At 35.7% G+C, this 16,277-nt stretch carries 16 protein-coding genes and 1 tRNA gene; 2 read left to right on the top strand and 15 right to left on the bottom strand.

Features of this window, described 5'->3' with window-relative positions; all coding sequences use genetic code 11:
* Positions 1-79 precede the first annotated feature (79 nt).
* The 4 genes from ACLI50_RS05880 to ACLI50_RS05865 all read right to left on the bottom strand — a co-directional run bounded on the left by ACLI50_RS05880 (position 80) and on the right by ACLI50_RS05865 (position 2,781).
* Entirely contained in the window at positions 80-814 is a 735-nt protein-coding gene (locus tag ACLI50_RS05880) for an SDR family NAD(P)-dependent oxidoreductase (RefSeq protein WP_202841535.1), read from the bottom strand.
* 183 nt (positions 815-997) lie between these two features.
* Positions 998-1,357, bottom strand: coding sequence for a preprotein translocase subunit YajC (gene yajC, locus ACLI50_RS05875; protein ID WP_202841537.1), 360 nt, complete (start codon positions 1,355-1,357; stop codon positions 998-1,000).
* Positions 1,358-1,367: 10 nt separating this feature from the next.
* On the bottom strand, positions 1,368-1,874 hold the full coding sequence (locus ACLI50_RS05870) for a DUF1573 domain-containing protein (RefSeq protein ID WP_202841538.1): 507 nt from the start codon (positions 1,872-1,874) through the stop codon (positions 1,368-1,370).
* A 1-nt stretch (position 1,875) separates the two neighbouring features.
* Positions 1,876-2,781: a transcription antitermination protein NusB gene (locus ACLI50_RS05865; RefSeq protein ID WP_110008282.1), complete on the bottom strand. Its 906-nt coding sequence runs from the start codon at positions 2,779-2,781 to the stop codon at positions 1,876-1,878.
* A 91-nt stretch (positions 2,782-2,872) separates the two neighbouring features.
* On the opposite strand from ACLI50_RS05865, the gene ACLI50_RS05860 reads away from it, so the two are divergent.
* Together ACLI50_RS05860 and ACLI50_RS05855 are read left to right on the top strand one after the other, a co-directional pair.
* Positions 2,873-4,534, top strand: a complete 1,662-nt coding sequence (locus ACLI50_RS05860) for an ABC transporter ATP-binding protein (RefSeq protein ID WP_202841539.1) — start codon at positions 2,873-2,875, stop codon at positions 4,532-4,534.
* 99 nt (positions 4,535-4,633) lie between these two features.
* Positions 4,634-4,969, top strand: a complete 336-nt coding sequence (locus tag ACLI50_RS05855; RefSeq protein WP_027375472.1) for a DUF3276 family protein — start codon at positions 4,634-4,636, stop codon at positions 4,967-4,969.
* Between the two features lie 111 nt (positions 4,970-5,080).
* Here the strand turns inward: ACLI50_RS05855 and ACLI50_RS05850 are convergent, their stop codons facing one another.
* The 11 genes from ACLI50_RS05850 to ACLI50_RS05800 form a co-directional block, all read right to left on the bottom strand.
* The gene (locus tag ACLI50_RS05850) at positions 5,081-7,432 is read right to left on the bottom strand and encodes an FG-GAP repeat domain-containing protein (protein WP_411413364.1); all 2,352 of its coding nucleotides are present in this window, start codon (positions 7,430-7,432) and stop codon (positions 5,081-5,083) included.
* Positions 7,433-7,645: 213 nt separating this feature from the next.
* Positions 7,646-9,316 (bottom strand): T9SS type A sorting domain-containing protein, encoded by a 1,671-nt coding sequence (locus ACLI50_RS05845; RefSeq protein ID WP_202841541.1) that lies wholly within the window; start codon positions 9,314-9,316, stop codon positions 7,646-7,648.
* A gap of 152 nt (positions 9,317-9,468) precedes the next feature.
* Positions 9,469-9,544, bottom strand: a tRNA-His gene (locus ACLI50_RS05840).
* A gap of 35 nt (positions 9,545-9,579) precedes the next feature.
* Complete coding sequence (bshB1, locus tag ACLI50_RS05835; RefSeq protein WP_062675760.1) at positions 9,580-10,299, bottom strand: bacillithiol biosynthesis deacetylase BshB1; 720 nt, start codon at positions 10,297-10,299, stop codon at positions 9,580-9,582.
* Between the two features lie 82 nt (positions 10,300-10,381).
* A complete protein-coding gene (locus ACLI50_RS05830) occupies positions 10,382-12,034 on the bottom strand; it encodes a tetratricopeptide repeat protein (RefSeq protein ID WP_411413363.1) in 1,653 nt (550 codons plus the stop codon).
* A 91-nt stretch (positions 12,035-12,125) separates the two neighbouring features.
* Entirely contained in the window at positions 12,126-12,998 is an 873-nt protein-coding gene (locus ACLI50_RS05825; RefSeq protein ID WP_110008286.1) for a PstS family phosphate ABC transporter substrate-binding protein, read from the bottom strand.
* On the bottom strand, positions 12,988-13,185 hold the full coding sequence (locus tag ACLI50_RS05820) for a DUF308 domain-containing protein (RefSeq protein WP_171006307.1): 198 nt from the start codon (positions 13,183-13,185) through the stop codon (positions 12,988-12,990). Before ACLI50_RS05820 ends, ACLI50_RS05825 begins: the two co-directional genes overlap by 11 nt.
* A gap of 75 nt (positions 13,186-13,260) precedes the next feature.
* Positions 13,261-14,103, bottom strand: coding sequence for an energy transducer TonB (locus tag ACLI50_RS05815; RefSeq protein ID WP_062675757.1), 843 nt, complete (start codon positions 14,101-14,103; stop codon positions 13,261-13,263).
* Positions 14,104-14,132: 29 nt separating this feature from the next.
* Positions 14,133-14,702, bottom strand: coding sequence for an ExbD/TolR family protein (locus ACLI50_RS05810; protein ID WP_202841545.1), 570 nt, complete (start codon positions 14,700-14,702; stop codon positions 14,133-14,135).
* Positions 14,703-14,713: 11 nt separating this feature from the next.
* Positions 14,714-15,322 (bottom strand): ExbD/TolR family protein, encoded by a 609-nt coding sequence (locus ACLI50_RS05805; protein ID WP_047435560.1) that lies wholly within the window; start codon positions 15,320-15,322, stop codon positions 14,714-14,716.
* Positions 15,323-15,383: 61 nt separating this feature from the next.
* Positions 15,384-16,247 (bottom strand): MotA/TolQ/ExbB proton channel family protein, encoded by an 864-nt coding sequence (locus ACLI50_RS05800; RefSeq protein WP_076594929.1) that lies wholly within the window; start codon positions 16,245-16,247, stop codon positions 15,384-15,386.
* Between the last annotated feature and the right edge of the window lie 30 nt (positions 16,248-16,277).

Below are 16,277 nucleotides of genomic sequence, written 5' to 3'. Positions count from 1 at the left end.
ATAATTTTTGGGACATAGAATTACAAAAACGATACCGAACTGTCTGCTATTAAAGAAAAATAATATTAATGAAAATTCATTAAGGTAATTTCGCAACCAGGCTTTCCGGCAAAAGTCTAAGAATATGATAAATCATTTTCCATTTAAAATTTGGAACAATGGTAAAAGAGTTTCCTGCACCGACAATAAATTTCGCCACATAATCCGGTTCCATGATCAGGGATTGATTCAGTTCCAATCCTTCATTGATTTTTGTTCTGATATACCCGATAATCAAAGCATTCACGATGATTTTACGGGAAGCTAATTCCTGCCTCAGCCCTGCCAGAAACTGCGTAAATGCAGCCTTGGTACTTCCGTAGACAAAATTGCTTTTTCTCCCTTTTACCCCTGACAAGGATGAAAGACCAATTATTCTTTCCAGGTTCGTATTGCTTTTATCCATTGCAATAATACTCAGAATAGACACACCTCCCATATAATTGACCTCCATCATTTGCTTTGCTCCCTTGAAATCAGTGAGAGCTTGTTGGTTGTCTACTAAAAAACCTGCAGCATAGACTACAATATGAGGCTTTACAGAAAGATTGTAATAAAACTGATGATGAGAACCAAAATCAGCAGCATCAAAATACAAAATAGAAACTTTTGAGCGGTCAAGATTATTTGAATCAACAAAATGATCCAGAGATGTTGTATTTCGGGAAGCAGCAATGACTGTGAATCCTTTTTCAACATATTGTATCATACATTGTTTTGCTACATCTGAATTAGCACCAAGAATAAGAACGGTTTTGTTTGTGTTTTGATTCATGAAGCAAAGATAATTTTTTTATTAAACACTATTCCCACTCATTGCTTTCACAATTGGACCCAAAAGCAGCCAAACATATTAAAAATATGGGAAGTAAATACGACTTATGAGATCAAAATCTTATAAAAAGCTGCGGCGGGTGAACAAAGTTCACCCGCCGCAGCTAAATATTTTCAGACTGAATTATTTCTTTTCTTCAGTGGCTGTCTCTTTTTTGTCATCTGCCTTATCAGCAGATTTTGCTCCAAAGCGCGCTTCTGTCATTTCTCTTGAAACCGCTGCTTTTTCGAATTTCAGTTTTCCGGATAATGTTTCAATAACAAAACCATCATCCTGAACCTGAGCAATTCTTCCATGAAGACCCGATGTAAGAACTACTCTTGTTCCTACTTTAAGGTTTTCCTGAAAGTTTTTCTCCTGCTTTTGCTTTCTCATCTGAGGTCTGATCATCAGGAAATAAAACCCTACGAACATCACACCCATTGCTATCATCATCATTGATGAAGATCCTTGTGGCTGTGCCTGTAAAAATAATGTCAACATATTTTAAATATTATGGTTGAATGTTCGCTGTGAACGTTAATCTGATTGGCGATTTTTCTACGTTTGCAAAAACGTCAGCATACTTCTGAACATTTCCGTCGAAGCTTGAAGAATCAAAGTGCAAAGTAACTTTTCCTTTTTTACCCGGCATGATTGGCTCTTTTGTAAAATCAGGAGCTGTACATCCGCATCCTGGCTTCACTTCAGAAATAATTAATGGATTTTTCCCTGTATTGGTAATTTCATATACATGCTCTACTTTATCTCCTTTTTTGATTTTACCAAAATCAAAGCTGTTTTCAGATAAAGCTACAGAAGTAGATGGTTCGTTGGAAACCGGAGCTGCCGTTTCACCGGTTACAGCTGCTGCTGTAGAATCAGTGGTTACCGGAGCCGCAACAGCTGCAGAATCAGTAGTTGCAGTTTCCGTACTTTGAGTTTCTTTGTTTTCTTTTTTACATGAAACTAACCCAAAGCCTATAATTGACAAGGCGATAATTGATAACGTCTTTTTCATTTTATATTCTATTTTGATCTTTACAATATTTATCTAAAATACCATTGATGAAGATATTGGAACGGTCTGTAGCAAATACTTTCGCAATTTCAATATATTCATTAATGATCACTCTTGAAGGTGTGAAAGCAAAGTTGTCAAGCTCTGCAATAGCTGTAGATAAAATTACTTTATCCATAAGAGAAACTCTTTCCAGATCCCAGTTTTCGAGTCTTTCTTCCAGCTTCTTTTCATTGTTCTCCCAGTTGTTCAGGGTATCTCTCAACAATTTTGCAGCAAATGTTTTATCTTCTTCATCTTTAATCATTTTGATCAAAGTTCTGCTTTCTTCATCTTCTCTCAGGAAACCGATTGTTTTTTGTACCATTGAATTGGCGATATGGATATCATCATACCATGAAAGTTCCTTATCACCTAAATAATCATGAAAATCTTCATTCTCAGCAATATATCTTAAGAATAATTTCCCAATAAATTTCTGATCTTCTTCAAAAGAATATCCTTCTTCTTTCATGAAATCCTGATAACGTTTTCCAGCAGTAATTCTCTGGAAAGTTTTTACCAATAAGTCATCATGCATATCCCATTTCAATTGCTTGTGCTGACCTGTAAAAAATAATCTTTCAGGATTTTCTTCCAGTTTACGCAATACCTGGTTGTTGATGAATTTTTGGTTAGGATTAATATCAGCATCAGTTTTAAGAAATTTATTCTTACCAATTTCGATCTGATTCTCTGCCAAATCTTTCAGACCCACCAAAAAGTTGAGCTGATAGATGTATAGATAATAGATTTTCTCTATCCCGGCAAACATGTTTTTCTCTAAAACATCAAATTTTACAGGATTTTGGTAGTAAGAATATACGGTCTGTACTACTTTTTCACGGATTTGTCGTCTTCCTAACATTCAAAGAGCTTTTTTATGGCTGCAAAGATACAAAATTTAAAATTGATGAAATTCGTAGTGTGATGACATTTTTGTAATTTTGTCAAACTATATGAAAGCGCTAAAAACCTTAAACCCTTATTTTTGGAAACACAAAATACTATTGTTTTGGGGGGTACTCTTTATCATTGCCAGTAATTTCTTTAATATATATAAGGTTCAGTTTGTAGGAAAATCTGTTGATGAACTTACAAAAAATGGGAATCTCGGCTTCAACCAACAGGTTTTAATCTATGTTGGAATTATTGTAGGATGTTCTCTTTTAACCGGATTCTTCACTTTTATGATGAGACAGACCATTATTGTTGCGTCAAGGAGAATAGAATATGAACTTAAAAATAAAATCTACAGACATTATCAGGATTTATCTTTAACGGATTATAAACAGACCACCATCGGAGACTTAATGAACAGATTGAGCGAAGATGTTGTTGCAGTAAGAATGTATCTTGGTCCCGGGGTCATGTATGTAGCCAATCTGATTGTCTTAGTATTGATAACGGCGATCTACATGGTAAAAACAGATGCTTCCATGACGATGTGGACTTTACTTCCTCTTCCTATTTTATCGTATGCTATTTATAAGGTAAGTTCAATCATCAATAAAAAGTCAAAAATCATGCAGAAAAGCCAGTCTGCGATTTCAACTTTTGTACAGGACAGCTTTTCCGGAATCCGTGTGGTAAAATTTTTCGCCAGAGAAAAATATATCGAAAAAAACTATGGCATCAAAGTTACTGATTATCAAAACAAAGCCTTGGATCTGGCCAAGACAGAAGCCTATTTCTTCACCATTATTCTTTTCGTTATCGGTTTATTAAACGTAGCCATCATCTGGATTGGAGGTGCCAAATATATTGCCGGAGAATTAAGTATCGGTAAGATTGCTGATTTCTTCATGTATATCAACACCCTGATTTTCCCGTTCTCTATGGTAGGATGGGTAACTTCTGTGAATCAGAGAGCTGAAGCGTCTATGCAGAGGATCAATGAATTCATGGATAAGAAATCGGAGATCATTAATACCAATTTTGAAAACTATCCTATCAAAGGAGATATTGAATTCAGAAACGTTTCTTATGTATATCCAAATACGGGAATCAGGGCACTGGATAATTTAAGTTTTAAAGTAAAAGCCGGAGAGTCATTGGCTATTATGGGTAAAACCGGTAGTGGAAAATCAACAATTGCCTTGCTGTTGTGCAGATTAATAGATCCTACAGAAGGGGAAATTTTAATTGATGGCAAAAACCTGAAGGATCATAATCTGGAGAACTACAGAAACTTTATCGGGTATATTCCTCAGGAAAGTTACTTATTTTCTGATTCTATTGAAAATAATATTGGTTTTGCCATTGATCATCCTTCTCACGAGAAAGTAGTAGAATACTCAAAAATTGCAGATGTTCATAAGAATATTGTAGAGTTTAAAGATCAATATAAAACACTTGTTGGTGAACGCGGAGTAATGCTTTCGGGGGGACAAAAGCAGAGAATTTGTATCGCAAGAGCCTTAATTAAGAACCCCAATATTATCATTTTTGACGATTCTTTGTCTGCTTTAGACACAGAAACTGAGCAGAATATTCTGGAAAATATTGATAGAAAAATCAGCAATGCCACTTCCATAATTATCACACACAGAGAGTCTAGCGCTCAAAAAGCCCATCAAATTATCAACCTTACTGAAATTGCCAATTCTGTAACCGCTTAGCCATTTCATTCTCAATTGTTAAATAAATCATAAAAAAAATTTTGTGATTAAAAGAATTCTTTTATATTTGTTCTTAACAAGATTAAAAAATATCTAACAATGAGTGAATACAAGGAACGCCATGAAAATGAGATTTTCACGAAGGTGTTAAAAGCAGGGAGAAGAACTTATTTCTTTGATGTGCGCGAGACGAAAGCAGGAGATTATTATCTTACAATCACTGAGAGTAAGAAGAATTTCGGAGAGAATGGGGAAGCTACATTCGAGAAGCATAAAATTTACCTTTACAAGGAAGATTTTAAAAGTTTCCAGGAGATGTTTAATGAGTCCACAGATTTCATCATTAATGAAAAGGGTGAGGATGTAATTTCAGAAAAACATGACAAAGACTTCAAAAGCAGATCTTTTACAATTGATTCTGACGACGAAGTTTAAAAAAGAATATCTAAAAACACAAGCATCTGAAAAAGATGCTTTTTTTGTGCTCTGAAATTGTTTAAATATAAAAAAACGGGCTAAAGCCCGTTTATATTGAATATTAATTAGTTATTTCCTTTTTTCGTATTTTACTGATACTATTTCTTTTGAATCTTCTTTATCAAAAGGTGCTGATTTCAGGAAACTGTATAACACATCTGGCAGCTCATTCTGACATGGATCTTCTGAATTTCTGTTATTCATGCTGTTCACACTATTATTTGTAACATTTGCGGCAGAAAACATGACAATTCCCCCATCTTTTCTAAGGGTAGCCAACTCTTCATTCTTAGTACTTGAATCAAAATTTCCGAAGCACATTACATTGTTTTTGGTTTGCAGAACAGGAAATTTTTCAGAAGTAATGCCGGATAAGCTATTCCCATTCAGTTTAAATAATTTATAATCCCCATCAAAATTCCTGTGAGCAATAATTTCAGCAGCACCATCGGCGTCAATATCTCCAACAGCAAGCCCCTTCCAATCTGAAGCAGAGCCCCAATTTGTAAATTCAGTAATTTTTGTGAGAACACCACTATCGTTTACACGATAAACATGGATACCATTATTTACAGCATTACTATCATCCGCATCAAAAAGCAGCACAATCTCATCTTTGCCATCTTTATCTAAATCACCTGATGCTACCGCTTTAATTTTAGAACTTGCAGCCAAGTTAAGTGTATTGACATATACTGACTGTATATCTGTGCCAACAAATTTATATACCCTAACTTCTTTATTAAAATTTCTTACTGTGATAACATCATCTTTTCCTCCACTTATAAAATTTCCTGCAACAACCCCTGCCCATTCGGACTGGGTTCCCCATCCTGTATATTTAGCATGCTCAGCAATATTACCATTTTCAACTTTTAGGACATAAAGACCATTTTCGGTAGCATCTGCATGATCATTTAAAGCTATGATCTCACTTTTATTATCTCCAAAAAAGTCGCCTGCAGCCAATCCTTTCCAGTTATTGGAACCACCATATACTTTACTGGTGGTAACCTGTCGGAAGGCTCTGTCGTGGGGTTCTAAGGTCTGCATTAAGCCGTCAAAATTTCTGATAACAACAAATTCATCATCGCTATCTCCATCGAAATTACCACTGGCAATACCTCTCCAATCGGAGTCTTCTCCATATTCATGATCCGTATTGACAGGCACAACTAAGTGTTCAAAATTTGATAAAAGTGCCCAAGTTATTGAAGAATCAAATACCGTTATATTGCTATAATAATTTTTAGCAGCCTGCAGATCTGAAACGATCTGATATAACATTTGATCATCATATTGAGATAAATACAACCATAAATAAGCGGTATAAGTACCGTATCTAGGAGTCACAGTAGGATCAGAGGTATTAATATTATACTTGATATTCCAATTTTCACCATTATAATTAACCCCATTTTTTATATGTAAAGGAGAGATATAAATATCTTTTGTCAGTGTTTTAGTATAGGCATTGATATCTGCAGTGGTATAAATAAGGCTTCCATTGATTGAAATACCATACCTATTACATTCATAAGGAAAAGCAGCAGTCAAATCAGCATGGGAAATATCTTCACGTAAAGTATCATACTTCCAGTAGGTCCAGACATTAGATCCTAAGTTGGTATTAAGTTGTGTATTTGCTTTTATAAAATTGGCAATTTGATTGAGCTGGACAAGATAATTGTTTTCATTCGTTGCTCTGTACATTTGTACAAGCACCCTTCCAACAGAACTTTGCATATTGAATGGTAAAATTACTCCTGGAAAAGCTATTGGTAGATTATTATCGCTTCGTTCTTTGTAATATCCTATGGTGTTGTTAGAACCTGGCTCTATAAACCATTGATCTGAATGATAATTAAGTGTTTCCTTTATTTTCAGGATAAGGTCATTGGCAATTGCGTTATAGGTTTGTCCGGTATAACGGCCAGGTAAATCATATGTTAAGTTTTGAATAATGTTATCTTTTTTAACGATTGCTGCAAATTTAGCCATAGGATATAATATATTAGCACTATGCACCAGATGAGGATAGGTTGCTCCCGAATCCATTTTTGGTATATTATAGTGATTATTCGACCAAGCAGGACCTATACTATCTCTATAATCAGAAATTTGACTTAAACCCGGTACCTGACCTCTAAGATCATCCCTTCTGTCAATAGTGTTACCAATACATTTTATTAAGGTTTTGGCATATTTTGGTTCTTTTGTCTTCTCATACATTAAAACCAATGCTTCCATATGGGCCGGTACAGCCCACGCGAACTCAAGCTGATCCGGACTTGTTGAATTACCATCCCACTGATCAAGACCTCTTGTATCAAAAAGACGTTTATAATAAGATTGGGAACCTGATTGAGAATAAGATTTTATTGCAAAAAAAACAATAAGAATTGTAAAGATTTTTTTCATGTTAATAGCTTTGATTATGGTAATTTTAACGAGATTTTTCTCACGATTCTGGTTAAACAAATATAAATGTTTTGATCACCACTCATAGAATTTATTTAAAGAACTTTTATATAATATTTTGTAAATAGAGGAAAGATTTATCGATACTGAAAAAAAATAAAAAAAGCCTTTCAAACTTTGAAAGGCTAAAAATAAGTAAGATTTATCCGTACATTATTTCTTGACAAATTTCTCTGTAATGATTTTGCTTTCCGTCTTTACGTTGAGAATATAAATTCCTGGCAGAAATGCTGAAATATCAATTTTCGATTCTTTTGTGGTTATTATAAGTTGCCCGGATAGATTAAATACTTCCACCTTCAAAATTTTATTATTGGTTTCTATATTCAAAATATCTTTAGCGGGATTTGGATAAATTTTAAAATCGTGAATTGGTAATTCTGCAACACCAAGGTTTCCCATCAATTCGTAAGCTCCAGCATCTGGATTACCCATACGGGCTGTTCCTCTTATATCGTCTGAGGGCGCATCTGTCAGCATTCCGTAATTGACAGCAACGCTATTGGGTAACAAGGACAAACCATCATCTGAAGTTCTTAAAACTCCATCAGCTCCAAAAATATTGGCTTCATCTGTAAAACCAGGATTAGTCTGGAATATATTATTAGGATAACCATATAAAGAATTTTGGTTTGCCAAAGTATAAAATCCCTGCGGCAACTGAAACAGGTTATTATAGAAGTAATTTTCAGCCGGCCAGTCATTATGATTTTTATAATCTGCTCCAGGCTGATTATCCGTACCATTGATATTACCCCAGAATATATTGTTTTTCACATAATTATTTCCCAGATAGGTAAAAAATCCGCCGCCTCTTGTTCCTATATTTTTATAAATGGTGTTATTGATCACTTTATTGCTTCCGTAATAAAGAAAAATTCCTCCTCCCATATAGTTTGAAGTATTTTCATAAAGCAGATTATTGACGATGAGATTTGAACCCTTTTCAGTATAAATACCGCCGCCACCATAATAATAGGTATCAATCTGGCTGATCCCGGCTTTATTTTTAGCAATTACATTTTTACTGATTACATTATTTACACCCAAAACCGCATAGATACCTCCACCATCGCCGGTAGCAGTATTATCGTGAATATAGTTATTGGTAATGGTATTGGTTCCTTGAAATACAATCACACCTGCGCCGTCATAAAAAGCTTTATTATTATAAATCTCATTGTTAGAAATGATATTATTACCATTTGAAGTATAAATGCCTCCACCGGAATAGCCGGAGTTCAAATAAATCCTGTTATTGGAAATTGTATTATTTCCATTAATAAAATAGATAGCAGGACCTGCTAATCTCGAAACAATATTTCCGCTTACATTATTATTAACAGTGCCAACAGCAAAACCATTGGAAATGGAAAATCCGTCTAATTTTACTCCAATAGCGCTGGCAATATTCGCTGCAAACAGCACCACATGATAGCAATTATCATTTTTAGTTCCTAAATCTCCCAGGTCGCCGCTTAAGAGCGTTATATTAGTGTTTAAATTCCGGTCTGTTAAAGAAGTTTCTGTTCCATTAAAACCACCGTAGACTGAAATACCATCTTTTAAATAAAACGTCTTATCTCTGATATCTGAAGGAGAAGGATTTCCAAACGGATCTCTGGTAGGAAAATATGTTCCGGCGGCAACCCAGACTTCATCTCCAATCTGACTGCTATTGATTACTTCCTGCAAATCATTGCCTGCTGTAGCCCATGAAGTGTAGGGTGCGCTTCCGGTGGTGGAATTAATATTCACATATCGTACTGTTGAGGAAATTACAATGAAATTGAATATAAAAAGTAAAAAGTAGATCTTTTTCATTACCCGATAATGTTTTATAATTATCGTGCAAATATACTTTTTCTAAGCCAGGATAAAAAAAATAACACACCAAAAAGTGTCATTTCAATACAACTTGATTGTTTTTGGGACATAAAAAAAGCACATTTTCTTTTTGAAAATGTGCTAATTTAGGGTGAATGATGGGTCTCGAACCCACGACCTTCGGAACCACAATCCGACGCTCTAACCAACTGAGCTACAATCACCGTTTTCTGAGTGCAAATATAGGACAATTTCCTCAACTACCAAACAATTCCATCAAAATTTTTCAAAGAAATTAATCTTTCAGACGTAAAGCCCTCAGCATAAGCAACTCCCGATAACCGTCCTAAATCCTGTGCCCGGTACGTTAAGCTTTCATAGAAGTCTTTTGTCGTAATGGGAGTCTCAGGTTCTTTAGAAGTTGGGTCATAAAACTGAGTTTTGTACGCCATACAAGCTTCCAGTTTTTTAGGCAGGTATTCTGAAATGTCAATAACAAATTCCGGTTTAATATCTTTCCACTGAATATAATGAAAAATATGTTTTGGCCTCCACACTTCCTGAGATTCACCTTCCAGTACGGTTTCAATTTTTCTCAGTCCGGACAAAAAGCACGCATCCGACACTAATTTCGCTCCTTTTGCATGATCCGGGTGTCTATCATCAATTGCATTAGCCAAGACGATTTCTGGTCTGTATTTGCGGATCATTTTTACAATCCTCATTTGATATTCTTCGGAATTTACCAAAAATCCATCTTTCATTCCAAGATTCTCTCTTGCGGAAAGCCCAAGGATTTTGGCTGCATCTGCTGCTTCAGTCTTTCTGGTTTCATCTGTACCTCTTGTTCCAAGCTCTCCCCTTGTAAGATCTACAACAACGCATTTTTTTCCTTCAGAAACCATTTTAGCAATAGTTCCGCCACATCCAAGTTCTACATCGTCAGGATGTGCACCAAAAGCAAGTATATCAGTTTTCATAAACTCAAAGATAGGATTTAAAATAAAAACTTCCCAAACATTACGCATGGGAAGTTTTAATATCTATAATTTAAAATTTAAATTACTTGTTGATTTCGGCATTTAATTTAACAGCATCCTGGTAAGTAGGGTCTAACTGTAAAGACTTAGCAACATAATCTTTTGCTTTTGCTATATCAGAATCTTTGCTCATGTATGCTACTGCAAAGTAAGCGTAAGCAAGAGTCTGTTTGTTAGCTTCCTGATCAGCAGGTTTTACCGTGCTGATGAATTTCTCATAAGCCAATTTTGCAGCTTCATTGTTTCCTGCCTGCTGGTAAGAATACCCTTGGCTGTAATATGCCGGAGCCCAATCAGGAAGAAGTGCTGACATTTTTTGCCATGTAAGGATTGCTCCATTCCAGTTTTTAACATCCTGGTAAGCTGTTGCTAACTTAAATAATGAATCAGAATCCTGGCTGTTGGCAGCAACTTTCTGTTTCAATGCTTCAATTTCAGGATTAGTAGGTCCTTTATCAGCTTCTGCCTGAGAAGCTCCTCCACCACCTGCGATGTTTGCCAATTCAAGATCCCACTTCATTGTTTCATCCTTAGCAGCTTTTGCAATACCCACTTTTTGCTGAGCTTCAGCCATTAAAGCAGATTTTTTAGCTGCATCTTTTTCATCTTTTGCTAAGCCGGCAGCAATAAGTCCCTGTAAACCTTGGTCTGCAGGCAATATTCTTGTTTTCTCAGCCTGCGAAACGAAAGTATCCATATTTTGCTTGGCATCTGCATAATTTCTATCTGCATATGCATTATAAGCTCTCAATTTGAATTTGATAGGATCATCAATTTTATCAAAAATCTTATCTAATACCATTTTAGAGTTTGCATAATCTTCATTCGTGAAATATAGTTTTGCAATTTCTAATTGGGTATATGGATCTTCATCAGCATATTTTGTATAGTTGATAAGATCTTGAGTAGCCTTTGCATTTTGCTGGTATCTGATATCGTAACCAGCCAATGCTTTGTACGCAGGAGCGTATGTAGGATCTACAGCAATTGCTTTATCAACGCTTTCTTTCGCTTTTTGCCACACTTGAGCAGCCATCCATAAAGTAGCCATTCTCGTGTAAACTGAAGCTTTATTTTTTGCTACAGGTAACGCCTTGTCGTAAGCAGACATGGCTTCTCCCGGAGATCTTTTCAATCTGTAAGCATCTCCTAATGTATAATAATAATGTGCAGGAACACCTTTTTTCTCAGCTTTCTCAATAGCTTTAGTCAAAAACTGGATTGCCAGGTCCGGTGAACTGTTTTTCTCGAATAAAGTTAAAGCTTCTGCTGCTCTGAAAAGAACTTCAGCATCTTTTTCTCTTGAATCAGCAACTATTTTTTGAATTTCAGCAACAGCATTTTTATCGCCTTTACCTAATTTAACAGCAGCTAAACCAATTTTGTTCAGATAGCTTTTACCGTCTGCAGCTAATCCTTTGTTAAAGTTTTCAGTTGCCTTAGCATAATCCGGTTCTCCTTGTCTTAAGAAAGTATTTCCCAAATAGAAGTAGTTTTCAGCTGTAGGCTCTTTAGCGATCATGTCAGTGAAGTTTGTTTTTGCCTGCGCAAATTTATCACTGTCTATACTGTTGATACCATCCTGCAGTGTTTGTGCAGAGGCAAAACCGGTAAAAAATACCACGGCTGCTCCAAAAGCAATCTTCTTTACATTCATATTCATTATATCTTTCATTTTATATTTTCTAATAATTGAGTTTTATTATACACAATTTTCAGACCAAATCAAAATTTTTAATAAGGACAAATTGTGAATTTAATATTTTTTAACGCATCTGAACTTCTCTCTTATAAATGTTATAAGGTTGTAAGCCTTCTTTCTGTACAATTTTCTGTCCTAAGTGGGTACATGAAAATCTTATAAAACCATTGGCAATATTAAAGTTACCTTCATTAATCAGGAAATAAAGAACTCTGGTAAACGGGTATTCCATCGTGCGAAGTCCATCAAAATCTGCAGTATACGATTTTCCTTTCTCTACCACAGGAAGTACCTTCACCATGTCTCTCAGCTTTTCTGAAGTTTTATCATAGGGACGGCTGAAAGTATTCAATCCAATAACGCCTATTTTATCAGGATATTTTCCCAATTCCTCTATAATCTTCTGATTTCCCGGAATAATAGAAAATTTCAGGTCTTTTGGCTGTTTTTTTAATTTCTCAGCAACAAAGTTCAGGTTACTCGAGTTGGTTCCGTCAAAAATAAATTCTTTTTTATCAGACATCAGACCGCTGCTGATTTCTTCCATTGAAATACTTTCTTTCGGAGAATCTTTAGGAACAACAAAAACCACCGCATCCGCAGCAAATTTAGCAGGAAGGAACTTCAGATCTGTTCTTTCCTCATATGTTTTAATTTCTTCAGGATTAAGATTTCTGGACATCACCACCACTTTAGCACTTCCTTTCAAAAGATCAAGAAGTCCTAAGTCTTCTTTCTTGGTTTCTACTTTGATATGTGTTTCAGGATAGTTGATCATATAGCCTTCGGCTAATGCTTCTGTGACGCTTTGAAAAGATTCGTCAGTGAAAATGGTAAGATCACCTTTGTGATAGGAAGGAGCGTTTTTCTCCTTTTTGCAGCTTGCAAGCATTATGCTCAGTACAAAAATTACTGCAAGCTTGAAACTATTCTTCATTTCTCGATTTTTTAATTCTTGAGATCGCTCTGTAAATTCTGAAAATACCATAGATAATGAGCACCACTCCCAATGCATAAGCAACAGCTGGCTCTAAAATAGTAAAGAAGAATTTGTAGACAATCACTACAATTCCTAAAACGATATAAAACAATCCCGTAACCAGGGATAACCAATTGAACATCATGTAACAAAAATACCAAAAAAAATAAAAAGAGAAGCATAAGCCTCTCTTTTTATTTATATTTTGAATAAATAAGTCTTATTCAAAGTTCATCGTAAATGGTACGCTATAGTAAGATCTAACGCTCTCCCCGTTTCTCTTCGCAGGAGTCCATTTTTTAAGTTTCTTAACTACACGCATCGCTTCACTGTTGAAGTCGCCGTTTGGAGATTTTTCTTCAATAGTAACATTCGAAACAGTACCGTCTTTTTCTACAACGAACTTAAGCTTCGCTTTAAGTGTCCCTTCACCTCCTTCCATCAAAGAAGTATCAAAGTTATCACCCAGGAACTTTCTCAATGCTCCCATACCTCCAGGATATTCTGCAGACTGGTCAACATCTTTATAGATCTCGTTAGGGTTGTTCGCTTTTACTTCTACTGTACTTGCTTTAGTACCTGTAGATGGTGGCGGTGGCGGTGGTGTATAAGCCGGAGCTTTTACCCCCTCCTGATTCTGTAAACCAGTTGTTGTTTCCAACTGCTTAGAAATCGGCGGTGGTGGAGTTTCAATTTTCGGAGCTTTTACAGGCTCAGGAACTACGTTCTGAATAACCTCAATTTTCTCCTCTTCTTTTGGAGGTGGAGGTGGTGGAGGTGGTTCTTCTTCTTTAGGCTGCTCGATAATCGGATCTTCTTCGATAATATCTACCAAATCTGCCTTCACTTCCTGCTTAGGCGGAGCTGTAAGATTTTTAATCGTAAGATAGATGAACGGAGACAAAGCTGCCAAAAGGAATAATGCTGTTCCGATAATAAAAGACTTGGTTAAAAGTCTCGGATACTGATGTCTAAGATCATAGGCACCATATTCCTTGTTTCTATTTTCAAATACGATCTCGTCTAAAGTAAGATTCTGACCGTATACATTTTCATCTGCCATAGATTAGATATAACAATTTTATGGTTAAATTACTTTGTAGCAGCAGCCGGTGCAGCAGCACCTCCTACTTTTTTCTCATAAATAGCTTTTTCCCAAGGCTTGATATCAGTAACCCCGTACTGCTCACTTTTGGTAATTGCCATTTCATCAAGAATATCAACAAAGTTCTTATATACAGCATCGTCAGTTGGCTTAATGATCACGGTAAATTTCGTTTGATCTGCAGCTCTAGATTTTGCCTGCTGAATTACTTTTCTAATTCCTTCTCTATCAAGGGTAGTTTCCATAAGAGTCTGGTCATTCAAGGAAGTAGCATCCTGCTGGTGCCAGAAAACTCTGTTATTTTTTCCTAATAAGATAGAAATTGAGTTAGAAAGTTTAATTTCTGTTGGAGGTGGTTTTTGTTTTTCATCTTTCGGTTTAGCCGGAAGACCCAAATCCATAACGTTCGGTTTACTGAACGTAGTTGTGAACATAAAGAAGGTAATCAATAGAAAACCCAAGTCCACCATCGGAGTCATATCGACTCTGGTACTTTGCTTCTTGGAACGGACCTTGCCGCCCTTGCCGCCTTTCTCTTGTACTTGTACTTCTGCCATTTCTATCGATATTATTCGTTAGGTTTACCTTCTTGTGATGTAATCAACCAAAATTTAAGAAAATCAATATCTCTTAAACCCTCAAATAGACTTTTAACTTTAGGATACTCAGTTGTAACGTCACCTTTAATCGCTAACTTGTAGTCAGGGTTAACGCTCAAACTTTCTTTTACCCAATCAATTAATTGTTTATTTGTACTGTCCATAGGAATACCTGTAGGACTCTTATAATTTTTCTGCTCATCTGCAGGCAAATCCAAATACCCTTTAAGTTGGTTCATTGGAACTCCAATTGCCTGAATTTTCTGGAAAGCTGCTTTTTGGTTGTTGTCAAAAGTAATACCATACTTTTGTCCCATTTTATCCAAAAGTGCAAGTCTTTCTGATGCATTTTCTACTGGCTGGAAATAGAATTTTCCGTCCGGAGTAGCGTTGATAGTCATTAAACTAGCATCAGGAAGCAATTTTTCCGAAATTGAAGATGGCGGTTTGATCTGCTCCACGTCAGGTTTTTTAAACTGAGTGGTCAAGATAAAGAACGTAAGGAGTAGGAACGCAACGTCACACATTGCAGTCATGTCCGTAATTACTCCATGTCTTTTTGGTTTGACTCTCGCCATTATTATAAAATATTTTTAATTAAACTTCTTTTAATTGCTAATGCAAATATCTTGCTAATTCTTAGTTGAATTCAGCGAAAGACTGTTGGATACTCATAGAGATCTCATCGATCTTGTAAGTTAATCCGTCAATTTTAGATGTAAAGAAGTTATAAAGGATAATAGCGATTGCTGAAGTACCAATACCTAAAGCTGTGTTGATCAAGGCTTCAGAGATACCAGTAGATAGAGCAGCTGCATCCGGAGTACCACCTCCTGAACCTAATGCGAAGAACGCCTTAATCATCCCGATTACCGTTCCAAGTAGTGCTACTAACGTTGCAACAGTACCTAAAGTAGAAAGGATCATCATGTTTTTCTCAAGCATTGGCATCTCAAGAGTAGTAGCTTCTTCGATAGCTTTGTTAAGCGCTACCATTTTCTGCTCTTTATTTAATGTAGTATCGTGAGAAAGTGCTTTGTAAGTAGTAAGACCTTCTTTTACTACGTTACCAACAGAACCTTGTTGTCTGTCACACTCTTCGATAGCTTCGTCGATTTTGTTTTGGTTTAGTAAGCTTCTTACCTGTACAACAAAGTTGTCTAAGTTTCCTTTTCCAGCTGCTTTACCAAGAACGAAATATCTTTCAAAAGAGAAAACGATTACAGTAATCATGAAAGTAATCAAGATTGGTACGATAACCCCTCCTTTGTAGATAATACCTAAAAACGATTCTGGGTGAATGTCTTTTCCTTCAACACTTGAAAAAGCTACAGAACCACTTCCTAGTTTATCTGCATCTTTAAAGTTTCCTGGGCTACCAAGAACGAATAAATAAATACATACTCCTATAGCAAATAGAATAGGAATAATAACAGCTGGATTTAAACCTCCTGCCTTTCTAGCAACTACTTGCTCATCATTTTTTGAAACATTCATTTCCATATTTAACTAAATTATATTGTTTTAAAATTT

Origin of the sequence: Chryseobacterium cupriresistens (genome assembly GCF_046614675.1) — a bacterium.
GTDB classification, from domain to species: Bacteria; Bacteroidota; Bacteroidia; order Flavobacteriales; family Weeksellaceae; genus Chryseobacterium; species Chryseobacterium cupriresistens.
Note: the sequence above shows the minus strand (reverse complement) of the source record. Positions and strands in the feature narration are given on the sequence as shown.

Coding starts and splice junctions, on each gene's coding strand:
- bshB1 (WP_062675760.1), bottom strand. CDS start 10,299: ATGAAAACTGATATACTTGCTTTTGGTGCACATCCTGACGATGTAGAA.
- ACLI50_RS05825 (WP_110008286.1), bottom strand. CDS start 12,998: ATGAAGAATAGTTTCAAGCTTGCAGTAATTTTTGTACTGAGCATAATG.
- ACLI50_RS05845 (WP_202841541.1), bottom strand. CDS start 9,316: ATGAAAAAGATCTACTTTTTACTTTTTATATTCAATTTCATTGTAATT.
- ACLI50_RS05850 (WP_411413364.1), bottom strand. CDS start 7,432: ATGAAAAAAATCTTTACAATTCTTATTGTTTTTTTTGCAATAAAATCT.
- ACLI50_RS05815 (WP_062675757.1), bottom strand. CDS start 14,103: ATGGCAGATGAAAATGTATACGGTCAGAATCTTACTTTAGACGAGATC.
- ACLI50_RS05810 (WP_202841545.1), bottom strand. CDS start 14,702: ATGGCAGAAGTACAAGTACAAGAGAAAGGCGGCAAGGGCGGCAAGGTC.
- ACLI50_RS05820 (WP_171006307.1), bottom strand. CDS start 13,185: ATGATGTTCAATTGGTTATCCCTGGTTACGGGATTGTTTTATATCGTT.
- ACLI50_RS05805 (WP_047435560.1), bottom strand. CDS start 15,322: ATGGCGAGAGTCAAACCAAAAAGACATGGAGTAATTACGGACATGACT.
- ACLI50_RS05870 (WP_202841538.1), bottom strand. CDS start 1,874: ATGAAAAAGACGTTATCAATTATCGCCTTGTCAATTATAGGCTTTGGG.
- ACLI50_RS05865 (WP_110008282.1), bottom strand. CDS start 2,781: ATGTTAGGAAGACGACAAATCCGTGAAAAAGTAGTACAGACCGTATAT.
- ACLI50_RS05830 (WP_411413363.1), bottom strand. CDS start 12,034: ATGAAAGATATAATGAATATGAATGTAAAGAAGATTGCTTTTGGAGCA.
- ACLI50_RS05855 (WP_027375472.1), top strand. CDS start 4,634: ATGAGTGAATACAAGGAACGCCATGAAAATGAGATTTTCACGAAGGTG.
- ACLI50_RS05800 (WP_076594929.1), bottom strand. CDS start 16,247: ATGGAAATGAATGTTTCAAAAAATGATGAGCAAGTAGTTGCTAGAAAG.
- yajC (WP_202841537.1), bottom strand. CDS start 1,357: ATGTTGACATTATTTTTACAGGCACAGCCACAAGGATCTTCATCAATG.
- ACLI50_RS05860 (WP_202841539.1), top strand. CDS start 2,873: ATGAAAGCGCTAAAAACCTTAAACCCTTATTTTTGGAAACACAAAATA.
- ACLI50_RS05880 (WP_202841535.1), bottom strand. CDS start 814: ATGAATCAAAACACAAACAAAACCGTTCTTATTCTTGGTGCTAATTCA.